Raw genomic sequence first — 17593 nt, 5'->3', positions numbered from 1 at the left:
GCCAACTGGCCTGCCCGGTTGGGTTGGGCTCAGCCTGCAGCCAGAGGCCGAGCGGACGTTGATTCAGCAACCCCATCAGGCATAGCCGACAGGTTCAGAAAGCGCTCGCCAAGAACGATCAGCAGCAGCGCCAGTGACCAGCCCACAAATGTGAGCGCCCACTCCGTCAGAGAGGGGGTATACGCGATCATATCGGGATACCAGGTACCCTTGAACAGCGGCACCACCTGCCCACCCACAACAAAGTAGAAGCGCTCGGCAAACAGCCCGAGAAACACCAGAACAGACACCAGCAGTTGCACACCTGCCTGATTACGGAAGTTACCATTCAGCATCAGCAGGAAGGGCAACAGCAGACCGACCCACAAAGAGAGATGGTAGAGAGACGATGCAAAGAGATAGTCACTCCAGACCAGATGGATTTCGGGATTATTGCTGTACACCCCGGTAATGGCGCGTGCGGCAATAAACAGCAAGGTTCCCCCGATCAGAGCTGCAAACATCTTCGGTAACGCCCCGCTCAACAGCGACTGCAGTGTCGGATGCATTCTATCCCGACTGAAGCCATGAGCCAGATAGACAAAAAACACCAGCGCTGCCATACCACTGGTCACGCCGGTGAAGTAGAAGTAGATGGGCAATAGTCCATCAAACCAGAAGGGGCGCATGCTCATCATGCCGAAGATCAGCGCCAAGTTACCGCTAGCTAGCAGAACGCCGATAAAAGACGCGATCCCTACCTGCTTGCTGGTCTTGCTGTCCCACTCTCCGGCATCCAGCTTACTGAATTTCCACAGCAGGAAGAGCAGGTCCAGGGCATAGAACACCCCCATCCAGAACATCGCTGACTGCACCTGCAGATTGAGCGGAATTGCCCAGAGCATGCGAAATACATTACCCAGCTCCAGCGCCAGCACAGCCATCCCTGAGATCAGAATGACGAATGCGAGAAAAACACAGCGCTTGGCCACCGGATAATACTGCTTGAATCCGAACACCAGAGGCAAGGACGCCAGCAGGCCCAGGCCTGACGATGCCAAGGCAAAGTAGAGGTAGGTCGCAATCGGTTGTCCCCATGGCAGGGTTGAGCTGGTATTAAAGGAAGCATGTCCCTGTGACCCCAGATTGGTCAGCGCAACAAACAGACTGACAACCAGAATCACCGCAGATAATATCAGTAACACGACACCCATGCCGCCCTTGAGCAGATTACTGTTGTTATTCATGACTTATCCCCCTTGTCTGCCGGAGTGAACGCTGGCACACCTGCGCCTGCACCAAGATAATAGACCTGAGGCTTATTACCGGTATGATCCTTCAGACGTACACCATGCTTGTCACCAATGAGCTGATTGACCTGACTGTCGGGTGCATCCAGATCACCGAAATAGCGTGCTTTGGGGGCACAGGTTCGAACACAGGCCGGTACATACTCTTTTACGGCAGGATTATCTTCATCAAAGTCCACCGTGCCGGCTGGTGCCTTGCTGACCTTGTGGTAACAGAAGGTGCATTTAGACACGACACCCGGTGGTTGTATACCGATTCCCCGGCGCCAGTCCTCGTCGGGATTCTGATAGGGCGGGCTCCACAACTGCTTGTTCTGCCCGGGATACACCTCGCGCATATCCGGTTCTATCAGGGGTTTTTCATCTGCGTAAAAACGCACCCCATAAGGGCAGGCGATCATGCAGTATTTGCAGCCTATGCACTTGTTCCAATCTACAAATACGATACCACCCGCATTTTCATCTTTATACGTAGCGCGCGTCGGACACACATACACACACGAAGGTTTTTCGCACTGCATACATGGACGCGGCAACCACTTCATCTGCCCGCTGGGATACTCCCCCTCATGGTAAAACAATACATCCTGCCAGCTCTCACCGGGCAGCGTATTGTTTTCCATCGCACAGGCTGTGGTACAGGCCTGACAGCCCGTGCATTTGTCCAGGTCAATGACCATTCCCCATTTAGCCATGGTTCAATTCCTCAATACTCTGCGTGATTAAGCCCGTTCAAGGGTCACTTTGCCGGTGTAGTAACTGGCGAGACCAGAAACTGGATCTGACACGTTGGCAGTGATTTCACCTGAATGCCCCGGTCCACGACCCTTGGCCCAACGCCCCTGTGCCCAGTGCCCAAACTCGAACGGAAGGACAATGGTGTCAGGGCGGTGCGATGCCACATAACGACACTGGGCCTCAATGCTGCCCAGATCCGAGGTGATGCGAACCCGGTCACCATTGCGGATACCGCGCTGTTTAGCTGTGTCTGGATGCACCTCGAGATAGACCGTATCGCGACCACCCGCAATAGGTTGATGAATTGCAATCGCATGAGGAACATTGGCACCACGCCCTTCAGCATGTATCGGGGTTTTGGGTGTGACGAAATACAGATCACCGTTCCCGCCCGTGTGTTTTGGCTCTACCCATTGCACCAGACCAACACGTTCAGTGGGTATCCCCAGCTCCCTGTTTATATATTTGGCGTACTGTTCCAGATAGCCGGATTTAAACTCAAACTTGCCAGAAGGTGTTTTCAGCAGTTTTTCCTTTACCTCCTCAGCCGTCATCAGATTACCGTAGCGTTGACCATCCCATTCATAGAAGTCTCCACGGATAAAGCGCCAGTGGTAGGGCTTACGATACCAGACGCCCTTTTCTTTCCAGCTTTCAAAATCAGTGACACCATTATCACCAGGGTTGTTTTCAAAGCCTTTCGCACGATGGCGCAGTACATTTTCGACATTGTCGATGATGCTGTAGTACTCGCCAGTGGGGCCGTTAATGCGTTTACCGATTTCGATCAGCATGTCACCGAAGTGTTTGGTATCGTAGATCGGGTCAACGGCGGGTACTCGCAGGGCCGACATCGGCCAGCCTTCAAATGGATAGGTCGGCGAGTCCTGCAAACGCTCCAGGTAGGTTGACTCCGGCAGCACCAGATCCGCATACATCGCGGTTTCTCCTGGAAAAGGTGATGTGTCAATAACGAACACATCTTTCAAGGCCTCTTCCCACACCTTCGGATCCGGTGCGGTCCAAATCGGGTTGGTATAGAAAAACATCGCCGTGTCCATCTTGTAGGGATCTCCTTTAAGATGGTTAGGACCCGCTTCCTGCATCATGTGCGAAGTCATTGGCCAGCGCTCTGTTCGCGCCATATCAATTCGCGGTTGAGACTTCCATGCACCCTCTTTTGCATACTCATCCATGTAATCATCTGCATTCACTGGCAATCCACCATAGGGCGTACCCATCTGGTAGAAAAGTCCGCCTTCGGTGAACATGGAGCCGACCAGAGCATTCAATGCATGGATCGCCATACCATTGTAGGTACCGTTAGTATGGCCGGTCGGGCCACGCTCAAAGATAGCGACTGCCGGACGAGTGGATCCGAATTCAATGGCTGTCTGACGAATGTGTCTTGCTGGAATACCGGTAACGCCTTCCGCCCATTCGGGAGTGCGATCCTTCAGTTCTTCATTCCACCATTCGGTCAGACCAGATACCCACTTCTCATCAAAACTGCCAGGCATGATGCGTGAACCGGTGCGGAAACGCTGATTGATATTCTTGAAATCACCGACAAAATCACGATCCCACAGACTTTCCGTAAGAATCACATGCGCCACAGCCAGAGCAAATGCACCATCTGTAGCGGGCTTGATATAAAGTGCGCGGTCAGCAGCCGCCATGGTCGGATTCATGCGCACATCAACACAGGTAACCTGTGTTCTGGGGCTCTTGCTGCGCATTTCACCCCACATCTGCATCATATTGTTATAGGGGCGAAACGCCTCAAGGAAGCTGGCCCCCATGATCAGCAGATAATTGGTGTTACGCAGATCATGAGCATTGTAGGAGTTGTTGCCATCAGTCGCGTGCTTGGCTTTTTTGGAACCTTCGGCACACATGGAAGCATGGCCAATAGCCGAATTTGGCGTGCCATAGAGTTTTCCAAAGTCACCATAGAGGCCAGCATCTGACGCCCCCCATCCGCGACCATAGAAATGAGCAAAGCGGTGAGACTCACCCCTTTCACGCAAGCTATTCAAGCGTGCTGCGATGGTATCGAAGGCTTCGTTCCAGGAGATGGGTACAAACCCCGGATCTTCATTGCGGCCTTTATTGGGATTGGTGCGTCGCATCGGGCCTTTGAAGCGATCAGGATCATAAAGGAAGTAGGACCCCAGATGCCCCTTTGGACAGAGCTTGCCATTCGCAATCGGGTTATCCGTATCACCATAGATCGCATGCACCTTGCCATTGGTCGTGTAAACATCAATTCCACAGCGGGCAGGGCATTGGGCACAGATATTTTTAGTGATAACAGTTTCACCTCTGGGTACCTGAGCTCTCGCCTCATTGACCGGAGCAATTGCGCTCAGGCCAGACAGGCCGGTAACTGCCGCACCAGCCGCTCCCGCGGCAGCACTCCCCTTCAGAAACCGACGCCGGTTCAGCAGGGTCTGAAACAGATTCATTGACATGTTGTTTCTCCACTTGGGCTGTTTTTTATTATTCGCTTCATCCCTGAAGTTCATCCATGAAGCCACTCCGTGGATTGACCTGTCGGCCAACACAGGTGGCCCATCATGAGCCACTCACTTGATACCTGTTATCCAAACAGGGCGTTGAATCCATCTGTGAACAGCGACTGATCACGCTGACAAGCCGGGCACACAGCGCTCTCATCTGAGGTTGCTGATTCGACATAAAAGGCTCGACCACATCTGAAGCAGCTCTGTGCATGCTGCTCTCGCAGGAGCTGCGGCTCTGTCTCAAGCGAGCTAGCCAGTGTCAATGCCTGCTCTGGGCAGTGAAGAGCGCAGAAGCCGCAACTGATGCACGCCTGCGGGTCAAAGCGCATTCCTGCGGCCGGGGTTATCGTGATCGCATCCGTCGGGCACACACGCGCGCACACTCCGCTGGCATCGCAATATGAGGTATTGAGCTGCAATAAAGGAAGCAGGCCCGGCCTCGTCTGCTGCTGACGCTGCAGGCGCCGCGCCCTGGGCATATCACTGGAAGCTTCGTAGAGGGGTCGTCCCGCAGAGAGAGATGAGGTAAAGAAGCCGCGACGGCTGAGCTGTGCCCCGGATGCCGGTCTGAAAGCCTCTCCGGCACCAGGCAACAGCTCGAAATGAGCCATGACAGTCTCCAGCCATGGATCTTGAATATGGCCCTGAGTGTGATCCTGAAAAGGCTTCTGTGAATGACATGATGGAGAAGCCTGACAGCAAGCGCAGTCGGCCGCCACTTTCAACTGCAGTGGTTCAGAAAGTAAAGCCTGCCAATGGGCAAGCTGATCGAGGCCAATGGCACGCAAACAGTGAAGCGTTGACTGATTCGTCAGGCTTGTCTCAGCTAACCGATGGCACTTGATGGCATAACTGATATCCGGGCCATTACACTGCTGATGCGCCACACTCCTGATCAGCTCAAGCTCAACCCGCTGCACCTCACTGCTCAGGATAGCTTCTGTTTCACAAGCGGGCAAACAGGCTCCGCAGCCATGACAAGCATCATTGACCACCAGTCGAACTGGCTGGGCTGGGTCGTCAGGCGTTTCAATGAACTCCAGCGCCTGCACAGGGCAGGCGTTCAGGCACTGGTCACAACCCAGATGATGTGGGGCGCTGCGAATACAGCGCCCACTGACCCAGCCCAGTGCGGTAGCCGCTGACAGTGCAGAAAAAGCCACAGGCAATGCCTGCTGACGCTCGGAATCTGACATGTTGTTCATACTTATTCTTGTTTGATTAAAAACCGACCAGCTTAGTAGGATATACTTATATCCATATATGATAATTCAGTATGGCAGGTGAATTTATGATCATCAATCAAATAAGCACAATTAATGTACGTCTTTAACTAAAGTATGAGATTAATAGGGAACTGCATCAGCGCCAAAGGTTTCGGTCAACGACCCTCTGTATTGCCAGTCGGGTGGCAAGCGCAGCTCATTCAACTGACTCCCGGCCAGACGGCAGATCGCCACGCTGGGGCCGGTTCCTCCAATACCGATATTCACATGGCTGAACTCAGCCCAGTCACAGGCGCTGATCAGGCCACGTTTCTGATCCGCAAAGACGACATCCGGTGAATCCTGCCCCCACCTGAAGTTCAGACCCATTGCAATCAGCTGATCAGCAAAGGCTGTCACATCCGGGGGATTAATCAGTATCACGCTGATCAACTCACCATCGGAGCAGACGCGATCTGTCGGCAACCGGGTTCTGAAGCTTTCCCACCCCCCCTCAATCAACTCATCAATCGCACTTGCGCGAATGATGACCGAGGTAACTTCAACGAGCACAGCCATAGGCAACTCCCTAATTTCCGCTATTCAAAGCTCTATAGTGTCCGCTGCGGAAAAAATTGGCCAGCCTGATTTACTGTCATAACTTCGTCACATTCGCTCCTTATAGTGAACCCCACTGAGAGTTACCAAACGTCAGAGTCTTTAACGAGGAGACGCAAGTCATGAACCTGAACAAAGTATTTGCAGCAACGGCGCTTGCCACCGCTGTCATGGTCAGCAACATTGCTGTTGCCGATGTCGATCCGAACCTGCCTGAGTACAGTGCGGTTTCCGGTGTATCCGGCAACCTGTCCAGTATCGGTTCTGATACACTGAACAACCTGATGGCACTCTGGGCTGAAGAGTTCAACCGCTTCTATCCAAACGTCAACATTCAGGTTCAGGGTGCTGGATCTTCCACTGCGCCACCAGCTCTGACTGAGGGTACGGCTACTCTGGCTCCGATGAGCCGTGGTATGCGTCAGTCCGAAATTCAGGCGTTCGAAGAGCGTTTTGGCTACGCTCCTTATGAGTTGCCGGTTGCGATCGACATGCTGGCAGTTTATGTCAACAAGGACAACCCGATTGAAGGCCTGAGCCTGCCACAGGTTGATGCGATTTTCTCTGCAACCCGTCGCTGTGGCGGTGAAGCTGATATCACTCGCTGGGGTCAGGTCGGCCTGAGCGGTGCCTGGGAAAACCGTGACTTTGCTCTGTACAGCCGTAACGCTGTATCCGGCACCTACGGCTACTTCAAGGACAACGCCCTGTGTGGCGGTGACTTCAAGTCCAGCATCAATGAGCAGCCAGGTTCCTCCTCTGTAGTACAGGGCGTCAGTGAATCAATCAATGGTATCGGCTACTCCGGTATCGGCTACCGCACCTCCGGTGTTCGTGTTGTACCGCTGGCTGCTGAAGCAGGTGGTGAGTTCTTCGAAGCAAGTGCCGAAAATGCAGCAACTGGCGACTATCCACTGGCTCGCTACCTCTATATCTACATCAACAAGAACCCGAACCAGGATCTGGACCCACAGACTCGCGAATTCGTGAAGATGCTTTACTCCAAGCAGGGTCAGGAAGTCGTGTTCCGCGATGGCTATGTGCCGCTGCCTGAATCACTGGCAGCACGCGTTCGCGCGGATCTGGGTCTGTAAGCCCTGTCATCCGAGAAGAAAAGAGGCCTGCATGGCCTCTTTTTTTATGTCCAGGGATGGACAGTATGCTGGCAATGCAGGAGCAATTGCCAGCGATGCAAAAACAAAGAGTCAGCAGATCAGATCCATCTGCCACCCATCGTTCGCCATTGCCGTAACATAACTGTCATATAACGGCATTATTCTTGCGAGCATCATTAAACTCGATTCGGAAAGAGCGATTTCTCATGAATGATACGGTGACTCCGGCGGTTCCGACCTCCATCCGCAGTCGGTCATTACTACCCGATGAAGAAGCACGCCTGAAGTTGCGCAAAAAACGTGCCCGTCGTGACAGCGCCTCCCGTTGGGGGATCACGCTGGCTGGATACGGTGTGGTCTTCGCCCTGGCGATGATCTTCATTTATCTTTTCTACGAAGTGATGCCGATTCTGAAAGGCGCCACCGTCACACCTCAGGCTACCTACCCTCTGCCGGTACAGGATGCGGGACTTCAACACCTGCTTATTGAGCGTTATCAGGAGTTGGGGATCCAGTATACAGACAATGGCCAGGTCACCTTTTTCGAAGCTGATAATGGCAATATCCGCAGCCAGTTTGATCTGCCGATTCCCGACCACGCCAAGATCACCAGTTTTGCCCATACCGAGGTGATCGGTGGTGTCATTGCCCAGGGTTTGAGTAGCGGTGAGGCGATCATTGCCCGCCATGCATTTGACCTGAGTTTCCCGACTGATCGCCGTGTGATCACCCCGAAGATCGAATACCCCTTCGGTGACAGCCCGATTATGGTCGACCCTGAAGGGATGCCGCTGCAACTGCTGGCGCTGGAAACCGTTACTCGCGGCAGCGGAGGCTCAATGATGGCAGCCATCACCGCAGATAACCGTCTGGTGCTGACCAGCCTGAACAGCCGCACCAATATGATGACCGGTGAAACCAGTGTCACTAGCCGCCATGCCAGCATATCTACAGTGCCACCAGAACCAGTGAAGATGCTGCTGGACAAGGCGCTGCGCAGCCTGTTCATTGCCGATCGCAGTGGCTTTATCTATTACTACGATATCTCCGACCTGGGTAATGTCCGCCTGATAGACAGATATGATGCCGGAAATGGCAGTGCGATCACTGCCATCGATTTTCTGGTAGGCAGTGTTTCGCTGATTGTCGGCACTGAGTCAGGCCAGCTCAGCCAATGGTTCCTGGTGCGCGATGAGCAGAACCGTTATTCGCTTGAGCGCATCCGCGACTTCAAGCCGCATGGCGCCGCCATCACCAGTATTGCACCTGAGTATACCCGCAAGGGTTTTCTGGCAGGCGATGCCAGCGGCCAGCTCGGGATCCACTACGGAACCTCTGCACGCACCCTTTATCTGGACCGACTGGCAGAGTCTGCCGTTCAGAACCTGGCAATCTCTCAGGTCAATGGTCGCCTGATGCTGCTGGATTCACAGAATCAACTGCAGGTAGCCGAACTCTGGAACCGTCACCCCCAGCTCTCCTTCTCAGCCATGTGGAACAAGGTCTGGTATGAGGGGCGAGACAATCCGGAATATATCTGGCAGTCCTCCTCAGCCTCGGATGAGTTCGAGTCCAAGTTCAGCCTGGTTCCACTGACGGTCGGCACACTGAAGGCGGCTTTCTATGCGATGCTGTTCGCCATGCCACTGGCGATTGCCGGTGCGATCTACACTGCCTACTTCATGACACCGAAGCTGCGCGGCATCGTCAAGCCCAGCATCGAGATCATGGAAGCCTTACCGACCGTTATACTGGGATTTCTTGCCGGGCTCTGGCTCGCGCCTTTTGCCGAGGAAAATCTACCGGCGATCTTCGGCTTCTTCATTCTGATGCCGGTGATGATGCTGCTGTTTGCTTTCATCTGGAGTCGTCTGCCGATCCGCAAACTGGTTCCAGAGGGCTGGGAGGCAGCACTCCTCGCTCCGGTGATCCTGCTGTTTGGTTATTTCTGTGTCGTTGCCAGCCCCTGGATCGAGATCTGGTTCTTCAATGGCAGTATGCGCCAGTGGTTCACCGATATCGGTATCACCTATGACCAGCGAAACGCATTGATCGTGGGTATCGCGATGGGCTTTGCCGTTATCCCGACCATCTTTTCAATCGCTGAAGATGCGGTGTTCACGGTGCCCAGACATCTGACACAGGGTTCTCTGGCACTCGGTGCAACCCGCTGGCAAACCGTACTGGGTGTGGTACTGCCCACCGCAAGTCCGGGGATATTCTCAGCCGTGATGATGGGCTTTGGACGCGCCGTCGGTGAAACCATGATTGTACTGATGGCCACCGGTAACAGCCCGGTCGTGAACTTCAATATCTTTGAAGGGATGCGCACTCTGTCGGCCAACATTGCGGTGGAGTTGCCCGAAACAGCGGTCGGTTCATCTCACTTCAGAGTGCTGTTCCTGGCGGCACTGGTGCTGCTGGCGCTGACATTCGTGGTCAACACCATCGCCGAAATTATTCGTCAGCGTCTGCGTACACGCTATAGCAACCTGTGATGATCGGATTGGGGAATTTGAAATGAAAGCATGGTTTAAAAGTGGTGCACCCTGGATCTGGCTGAACGGTGGTGCCGTAGCCTTCTGCATGATTATGGTCGTGGGTCTGATCGGACTGATCGCGGTACGTGGCTTCGGCCACTTCTGGCCTGCCGATATCGCCCAGGTCGAAATCATCGACCGGGATGGTAACCGACAGGTGGTGATGGGCGAGGTTGTCCGCGCTCAGACCATCACCGCGGCAGTGGCACGTGACGGTGGCCACCATGTGCCGGAAGGGGTGGATCTACTCACCCGCTATCTGTTCAAACAGGGTAACCGGGATCAGACCAGCAACGATTTTGCCTGGCATTTTGAAACCGGCATGGGAGAGTTCCAGTACCCGAAGGATGCTTACCAGATCGAGCGCCGCGAGTGGGGTAATTTTTATGGCCAGCCGGTATCCCTGTCCCGCAACGGCGAAGTAATCGCCATCGCCAGTGAGGCAAATTTCTGGTCTGACATCCAGGAATCGATCCAGCGCAGTATTCAGATCCACCGCGACATCCATACGATTGAGCGTGGCGAAATCGGCCGCATGAACACCCAGATCGAGCGTCTGCGCCTTGATGGCCGTCGCCTGGAGCTGTCCAACCCATCGCTTGAGCAGCGGGCTGCCGAAGAGGCCCGCATCGCAGCTGAGCGCGACCGCCTGGATCAGGAGTATGCGATCCTGCGTGTCGAGCTGGATGCACTTTATGAGAGCACCCGACGCGACACGCTGCGCATGCGCATGAGCGATGGCCGCGAGGTGGATCTGAGTCTGGCAGCCATTGTGCGCATCACTGCACCGAACGCCATGTCGGTACCACAGAAGATGGGGCAATATGTAGAACGGCTCTGGGAGTTCCTGACTACCCCTCCGCGTGAAGCCAACACAGAAGGGGGTATATTCCCGGCGATCTTCGGCACCGTCACCATGGTGTTCGTGATGTCGATCATTGTCACCCCTTTCGGCATCCTGGCCGCAATCTACCTGCGCGAATATGCCCGTCAGAATCTCATGACCCGCATCATTCGCATTTCGGTCTACAATCTGGCGGGGGTACCCTCGATTGTATACGGTGTGTTTGGTCTCGGTTTCTTCGTCTACTTCCTCGGTGGCAACATAGATCGCCTCTTCTATGAAGCAGCTCTGCCAACACCGACCTTTGGCACGCCGGGTCTGTTCTGGGCCTCGCTGACTCTGGCTCTGCTGACACTGCCGATCGTGATCGTTTCCACCGAAGAGGGGCTGGCGCGAATTCCGAGCACCATCCGCCAGGGCAGCCTGGCACTGGGTGCAACCAAATCGGAAACTCTGTGGAAGGTGATCGTGCCACTGGCTACGCCAGCGATGATGACCGGCCTGATTCTGGCGATCGCCCGTGCGGCGGGTGAAGTGGCGCCACTGATGCTGGTGGGTGTGGTCAAACTGGCCCCGACCCTGCCGATTGATGCCACCTTCCCGTTTATCCATCTGGATCGTAAAATCATGCATCTGGGCTTTCATATCTATGATGTCGGCTTCCAGAGCCCGAGCGCTGAAGCAGCCCGCCCTCTGGTATATGCCACTGCACTGGTCCTGGTGCTGCTGATCGTGATCCTCAACCTCACGGCCATCAGCATACGTAACCGTCTACGTGAGCGCTATCGCAGTGCCTCTGACTAAACAACAGGTAATGACATGAATAATGAGCGTACGACTATGAATACACAGGCAACCGGTACCCATTCAGTATCCATTTCTGCAGCCCAGGCACGTGGTGGCGTAGAACGTGAAGCGATGTCACTGGCAGACGAAAAAACCAAGGTTGAGGTAAAGAATCTCAACCTTTATTACGGCAATGATCAGGCACTGAAAAACATCAACCTGACGATTCCCGAAAAGCGTGTGACTGCCTTTATCGGTCCGTCAGGTTGTGGTAAATCCACGCTGCTGCGCTGTTTCAACCGCATGAACGATCTGGTGGATATCTGCCGCATCGAAGGCGAGATTCTGATGGATGGCCAGAATATCTATGATCGTCAGGTCGATGTTGCCGAACTGCGTCGCAGTATCGGCATGGTATTCCAGAAGCCGAACCCCTTTCCAAAATCGATCTATGAGAACGTCGCCTATGGCCTGCGCCTGCAGGGCGTCAACTCCAAGCGCGTACTGGATGAAGTGGTTGAACGCTCACTGCGCTCTGCCGCCCTGTGGGACGAGGTTAAGGACCGCCTGCAGGACAACGCTTTCGGCATGTCCGGTGGACAGCAGCAGAGGCTGGTGATTGCCCGCGCCATCGCCATTGAGCCTGAAGTTATCCTGCTGGATGAACCAGCATCGGCTCTGGACCCGATATCGACACTGAAGATCGAAGAGCTGATCAACGATCTGAAGAACGATTACACCATCGTGATCGTCACGCATAACATGCAGCAGGCGGCCCGTGTGTCGGATTACACAGCTTTCATGTATATGGGTGATCTGATCGAATATGGTGATACCGATACCCTGTTCACCAATCCGGACAAAAAACAGACCGAAGACTACATCACCGGTCGTTACGGTTAATTAAATTATTCAACAGGGGAATCAGAGAATGGAACCCGGAAAAGACAACTATTCACGCCATATTTCCCGCCGCTTCAATGAGGAGCTGGAGCAGATCCGCACTCAGATGCTGGCGATGGGTGGCGTGGTCGAGCGGCAGGTCAGTGACGCTGTCGAAGCACTTGTGACCAACAACGCCGAACTGGCCGAAAAATCGATCCGTGTCGATAAGCAGACCAATGAGATGGAGCTGACCATCGACGAACAGTGCACCAAGATGATCGCGATCCGCCAGCCCACGGCCAGCGACCTGCGCCTGATCGTATCCATCAGCCGCTCAATCCATGACCTGGAGCGGATGGGCGATGAAGCCAGCCGTATCTGCAAGCATGCGATTGAGATTGTCGAGAATGGTACCTCACCCCGCGGCTATCAGGAGGTGCGTCATGTCGGCTCACTGGTTTCCAACATGGTCAAGGATGTACTGACCGCCTTCGCGCGCAGTGATCTGGAACTGGCCTACAAGGTGGCCAAGCAGGACAAAAATGTGGATCAGGAGTATCGCACGGCACTGCGCTCACTGGTGACCTACATGATGGAAGACCCTCGCTCCGTCTCACTGGTACTGAACGTGATCTGGGTGCTGCGCAGCCTCGAGCGGATCGGCGATCATGCACGTAATCTGGCTGAACATCTGGTCTACCAGGTCAGCGGTACCGATGTGCGCCACACCAGCCTCAAGGAGCTCAAGCATACAGTACGTGACGAGTCTCCGGATGATGAGACTGACCTGTCTGAAGGCAACTGAGCAAGCCCTCCTCACTGTCTGGCGAGCGTTGGGCGCCAGACAGTGAACCTTTGCTGATCGTTTCGAACCGCAACTAATTTAATCTCCCGCTTACTGCCCCTGCACTCAAAATGCTACACTCGCGTGCATCTTGTTGGGCGACCTGTTCATGACCTCATCGATTCGACATCTTCTGACACATAACCTGGCCGGACAGCACTGGATTACCGCTGCCCGACGCAACCTGGTGCCCTGGCAATGGCGTAACTGGCTCTGTGATCGCGGCTCGCTGACGCTGCGACTGACGCGTGCCAGCCATAACCAATTCAGTGTGCGTCTGCTGGAACAGGGTTGGGGGTGTCCCAGCGCCAGCGAAGCTCGTGTGTTGGGAATGCCCGGCCGTCAGGTGGCGATCATCCGCGAAGTGGAACTGCTCGGCCAGGGCGAACCCTGGGTCTATGCCCGCTCCGTTATCCCTGAGGAAACACTCACTGGCCGACATCGGCAACTGCGTCATCTTGGTGCCACCTCCCTGGGGGCTGTGCTGTTCAAGGATCCTGATATGCGCCGCGGTCCGTTGCAAGTCTGTCGTCTTCACAGCCCTGAACTGGGTGAACTCTGGGCACGACGTTCGCTGTTTTATCTGAGCGAGAAGCCGCTGCTGGTGTGCGAGGTTTTTCTGCCGCCGCTGCAGCGCGTACAATACCCTCTCTGAACCTGAACCGGCGCGAAAGAATGGATCACGCAACCTCACCACTTCGTCAGAAACTGTCTGCCTACATCCGCCTGATGCGAGCCGACCGGCCGATAGGCACCTGGCTGCTGCTTTGGCCCACACTCTGGGCGCTGTGGATCGCATCCGATGGCCTGCCCAGTCTGAAGCTGCTGCTGATTTTCACTCTGGGCGTGTTCCTGACCCGCTCGGCCGGTTGTGTGATCAACGACTATGCCGATCGACATATCGATGGCCATGTCAAACGTACCGCACAGCGCCCGCTTGCCACCGGGCTGGTCGGCGAGCGTGAAGCCTTGCTGCTGTTTGCCGGGTTGATGCTGCTGGCCTTCGTGCTGGTGCTCTTCACCAACACCATGACTCTGTTGATGTCGCTGGTCGGTCTGGCACTGGCGTTCACCTATCCCTTCATGAAGCGCTATACCCACTGGCCACAGGTGGTGCTGGGCGCGGCCTTCGGCTGGGCGATCCCCATGGCCTTTACCGCAGCCGGTGAATCCCTGCCGCTGGCCGCTTGGCTTTTGTATCTGGCGAAGATCCTCTGGACCGTTGCCTACGACACCCAATATGCGATGGTGGATCGGGATGATGACCTCAAGATCGGCGTGAAATCAACGGCGATTCTGTTTGGACGGGCCGACAGGCTGATCATCGGCCTGCTGCAACTGGCGGCTCTGGTAATACTGATCCTGACCGGCCTGCACCTTGAGATGAGCATCTGGTTCTATGCAGGGCTGGTCATTGCAGCTGGTTTTTTCGTGTATCAGCAGTACCTTATCCGTGAGCGGGAGCGCGATCCCTGCTTCAAGGCTTTCCTCAACAACCATCTGGCCGAACTGGCTGTTCTGATCGGTATCGTGCTGCATTACGCCCTGGTGTAAACACGCATTAAGCGGCGATTAATACATCAAATATAAAAGAAGTGGTTTCTTTTGTATCAGCTGTCATATTTATGTAACAGAAACGTCTTGTAATAGAGTGCGTTACTATTCAGGTATGAGGCTTAACCGATGTCTGTTGCAAAAAGAGTCCTGATCATTGACGACGAAGCGCCCATCAGAGAGATGATCGCTGTAGCCCTGGAAATGGCAGGCTATGACTGCATGGAAGCCAGCAACAGTCAGGAGGCACACGCCCTGATTGTGGATAACAAACCCGATATGGTGCTGCTGGACTGGATGATGCCAGGCAGCAGCGGCATAGAGTTCGCAAGACGGCTGCGCAAGGATGAAACCACCGCCGATATTCCGATCATCATGCTCACCGCCAAGGCGGAAGAGGACAACAAGATACAGGGGCTGGAGATAGGTGTGGATGACTATATTACCAAGCCTTTTTCACCCCGCGAGCTGGTGGCTCGCCTCAAGGCTGTGCTGCGCAGAGCCACCCCCAAGGGGATAGAGGAGCCAGTCAGCGTGGACGAGCTGACACTGGATCCCGGCTCACATCGTGTCATGGCAGATGGCAAGGCCGTGGAGCTCGGCCCCACCGAATTTCGTCTGCTGCAGTTCTTCATGACACATCAGGACCGTGCATATTCCAGAAGCCAGTTGCTGGATATGGTCTGGGGCGGTAACGTATACGTCGAAGAGCGCACGGTTGACGTCCATATCAGACGACTTCGCAAAGCGCTGGGTGAGCGTCACGACTACCTGATACAGACCGTTCGAGGCACAGGTTACCGCTTCTCTTCACAGACCAGTTGAAGTGACTGTCACTTCAGTAACCAGACTGCCGCCACGCCACTGACACCGGGAACTGCGTAGCATGTACCAATCCAGGCATTTGATGCTCTACAGCCTGCTGACGACACTGGGTGTCGCGCTGCTGATCGGCTGGCTACTGGGCTATCCAATCAGCAGTGCCCTGCTGGCAGTGCTTGGCTGGGCCGGATTTCAGATCTGGCAATTCAGCAAGGTGATGGCCTGGCTGAAACGCGAAGATGGCTCCGAACCCCCACTGGCCAAGGGTGCCTGGGGAGATCTGCTGGATGGTCTGTACCGCATGCAGCGCACCGCCAGAAACAAGGAGCATGCGTTGCAGCAGGTGATCAAGCGTTTCCAGCACTCATCCGCTGCGCTCAGCGATGCTGTTGTGATCATAGACAAACGCAACAATCTGGAATGGTGGAACCGCTCAGCCGAGCGCCTGCTGGGCTTCAAGGCCCGCGCTGATCGCGGCAAATCGGTCCTTAACCTGCTGCGTGACCCGCGTTTTATCCGCTACTATCGCAAAGGCAACTACAGTGAATCTCTGGAGCTGCCATCTCCGCGCCATCAGCAGATGGACCTGCTGTATACCATCACACTCTTTGGTGAGGGGGACCGGCTGCTGGTCGCAAGAGACATCACCCGCCTGAAACGCCTGGAGCAGACGCGACAGACATTCGTCGCCAACGCCTCACATGAGCTGAGAACCCCATTGACAGTGATGCGCGGGTATATTGAAACCTTTCTGGATCAGGAGTTGCCACCACCGATTCTGCGCGGCCTGAGCCAGATGGAGAAGCAGACACAGCGTATGGAGGGGCTGGTCAGGGATCTGCTGTTGTTGTCACGCCTTGAATCGAGTCAACACGTCAGTGATGAACATCCTGTGGATATCCAGCAGATGTTGCAGCAGATTCAGCGCGATGCCCAGGTTCTAAGTGGCGAAAACTCACATCATATCGAGCTGCGACTGGAGCAGGGATATGACCTGCTGGGTCAGGAGTTGGAGCTGCACAGCGCCTTTTCCAACCTGGTGTTCAATGCCGTACGCTACACACCAGCAGGCAGTCATATTCTGATCAGCTGGCAGGTGGACAACAAAGGTGGCAAGCTCTGTGTCGAAGACAATGGGCTGGGGATAGAGTCAATTCATATCCCCCGCCTGACCGAGCGCTTTTATCGTGTCGATGAAGGGCGTTCAAGTGAAAGTGGCGGCACCGGGCTGGGGTTGTCCATCGTCAAGCATGTGTTGGTGCGACATGGCGCCAAACTCAGTATCAAGAGTAAAGTTGGCAAGGGCAGCACCTTCTGCTGCCACTTCCCAAGCGATATGCTGATCCCCAGTGAGATGCTCGACAGGGAAGAGGTAGATGAGTCAGTCTGACTGGGTACACAGTTGCTGACGCTGGCGCATCAGCAGACGACACCCTTCACCGGGAATATTGCGTGCCCAGCAGCTATGTTTGGCCCACTCCTTGGCCTCCTCATTGGGTTTCTCTTCAAAAGCGGGAACATCCTCACAGAAACCTTCCGTCTGACTGGCATTTTCCCAACAGGCTTTCAGAAACACGCCCTGTTTAATGGTGCAGCCTGAACCGCTGCAGCTGGTGAAATCGGTCAGCGCCTGATTCAGACACTGCATCTGATCCGCCTGTTGACCAAACGCCAGTCCTGACTGCCTTGCTTCCTGCGCTTCCTGCTGGCGCTCGGTATTGAAACGTTCCAGCCAGCCAGGCCCCAGCAGTTTGACCAGTACAACCAGCAACAGCACCAGAAAAGCGATGCCAATCCAGATTTTTTTACGCATGTGTCATCTTCTTGG

15 protein-coding genes are annotated in these 17593 nt (G+C 54.8%); 9 read left to right on the top strand and 6 right to left on the bottom strand.

The window, feature by feature from the left end; all coding sequences use genetic code 11:
* Window positions 1-29: 29 nt before the first annotated feature.
* From nrfD to F7R27_RS17935, 5 genes are all read right to left on the bottom strand, one after another.
* On the bottom strand, window positions 30-1226 hold the full coding sequence (gene nrfD, locus F7R27_RS17955; RefSeq protein WP_151705647.1) for an NrfD/PsrC family molybdoenzyme membrane anchor subunit: 1197 nt from the start codon (window positions 1224-1226) through the stop codon (window positions 30-32).
* Window positions 1223-1984: a 4Fe-4S dicluster domain-containing protein gene (locus tag F7R27_RS17950; RefSeq protein ID WP_206060560.1), complete on the bottom strand. Its 762-nt coding sequence runs from the start codon at window positions 1982-1984 to the stop codon at window positions 1223-1225. The genes nrfD and F7R27_RS17950 overlap by 4 nt, the downstream gene beginning before the upstream one ends.
* Window positions 1985-2011: 27 nt before the next feature.
* On the bottom strand, window positions 2012-4501 hold the full coding sequence (locus F7R27_RS17945; RefSeq protein WP_206060559.1) for a molybdopterin-dependent oxidoreductase: 2490 nt from the start codon (window positions 4499-4501) through the stop codon (window positions 2012-2014).
* Window positions 4502-4629: 128 nt separating this feature from the next.
* The gene (locus tag F7R27_RS17940; protein WP_151705646.1) at window positions 4630-5757 is read right to left on the bottom strand and encodes a 4Fe-4S binding protein; all 1128 of its coding nucleotides are present in this window, start codon (window positions 5755-5757) and stop codon (window positions 4630-4632) included.
* Window positions 5758-5898: 141 nt separating this feature from the next.
* Window positions 5899-6336: a hypothetical protein gene (locus F7R27_RS17935; RefSeq protein ID WP_151705645.1), complete on the bottom strand. Its 438-nt coding sequence runs from the start codon at window positions 6334-6336 to the stop codon at window positions 5899-5901.
* Window positions 6337-6497: 161 nt separating this feature from the next.
* Here F7R27_RS17935 and F7R27_RS17930 point away from each other — a divergent pair, with 161 nt between their 5' ends.
* The 9 genes from F7R27_RS17930 (at window position 6498) to phoR (ending at window position 17155) form a co-directional block, all read left to right on the top strand.
* Window positions 6498-7469, top strand: a complete 972-nt coding sequence (locus F7R27_RS17930) for a PstS family phosphate ABC transporter substrate-binding protein (protein ID WP_151705644.1) — start codon at window positions 6498-6500, stop codon at window positions 7467-7469.
* Window positions 7470-7696: 227 nt separating this feature from the next.
* Window positions 7697-9988 (top strand): ABC transporter permease subunit, encoded by a 2292-nt coding sequence (locus F7R27_RS17925; protein WP_151705643.1) that lies wholly within the window; start codon window positions 7697-7699, stop codon window positions 9986-9988.
* A gap of 22 nt (window positions 9989-10010) precedes the next feature.
* Window positions 10011-11678, top strand: a complete 1668-nt coding sequence (pstA, locus tag F7R27_RS17920; protein WP_151705642.1) for a phosphate ABC transporter permease PstA — start codon at window positions 10011-10013, stop codon at window positions 11676-11678.
* 114 nt (window positions 11679-11792) lie between these two features.
* The gene (gene pstB, locus F7R27_RS17915; RefSeq protein WP_240776436.1) at window positions 11793-12563 is read left to right on the top strand and encodes a phosphate ABC transporter ATP-binding protein PstB; all 771 of its coding nucleotides are present in this window, start codon (window positions 11793-11795) and stop codon (window positions 12561-12563) included.
* A 28-nt stretch (window positions 12564-12591) separates the two neighbouring features.
* Window positions 12592-13350 carry a phosphate signaling complex protein PhoU gene (phoU, locus tag F7R27_RS17910; RefSeq protein ID WP_151705640.1) on the top strand — a complete coding sequence of 253 codons (759 nt, stop codon included), beginning with the start codon at window positions 12592-12594 and terminating at the stop codon, window positions 13348-13350.
* Between the two features lie 148 nt (window positions 13351-13498).
* Window positions 13499-14044 (top strand): chorismate--pyruvate lyase family protein, encoded by a 546-nt coding sequence (locus tag F7R27_RS17905; RefSeq protein WP_151705639.1) that lies wholly within the window; start codon window positions 13499-13501, stop codon window positions 14042-14044.
* 20 nt (window positions 14045-14064) lie between these two features.
* A complete protein-coding gene (gene ubiA / locus F7R27_RS17900) occupies window positions 14065-14943 on the top strand; it encodes a 4-hydroxybenzoate octaprenyltransferase (protein ID WP_151705638.1) in 879 nt (292 codons plus the stop codon).
* 129 nt (window positions 14944-15072) lie between these two features.
* Window positions 15073-15768, top strand: a complete 696-nt coding sequence (gene phoB / locus F7R27_RS17895) for a phosphate regulon transcriptional regulator PhoB (RefSeq protein ID WP_151705637.1) — start codon at window positions 15073-15075, stop codon at window positions 15766-15768.
* Window positions 15769-15829: 61 nt separating this feature from the next.
* Window positions 15830-17155, top strand: a complete 1326-nt coding sequence (phoR, locus tag F7R27_RS17890) for a phosphate regulon sensor histidine kinase PhoR (protein ID WP_151705636.1) — start codon at window positions 15830-15832, stop codon at window positions 17153-17155.
* Here phoR and F7R27_RS17885 read toward each other — a convergent pair.
* Window positions 17147-17578, bottom strand: a complete 432-nt coding sequence (locus F7R27_RS17885) for a hypothetical protein (protein WP_151705635.1) — start codon at window positions 17576-17578, stop codon at window positions 17147-17149. The genes phoR and F7R27_RS17885 overlap by 9 nt on opposite strands.
* Window positions 17579-17593 lie beyond the last annotated feature (15 nt).

Source organism: Nitrincola alkalilacustris, from assembly GCF_008973755.1.
In the GTDB taxonomy this organism is placed as follows: domain Bacteria; phylum Pseudomonadota; class Gammaproteobacteria; order Pseudomonadales; family Balneatricaceae; genus Nitrincola; species Nitrincola alkalilacustris.
The sequence above is the reverse complement of the archived record's forward strand: the minus strand, read 5'-3'. Positions and strand labels throughout refer to the sequence as shown.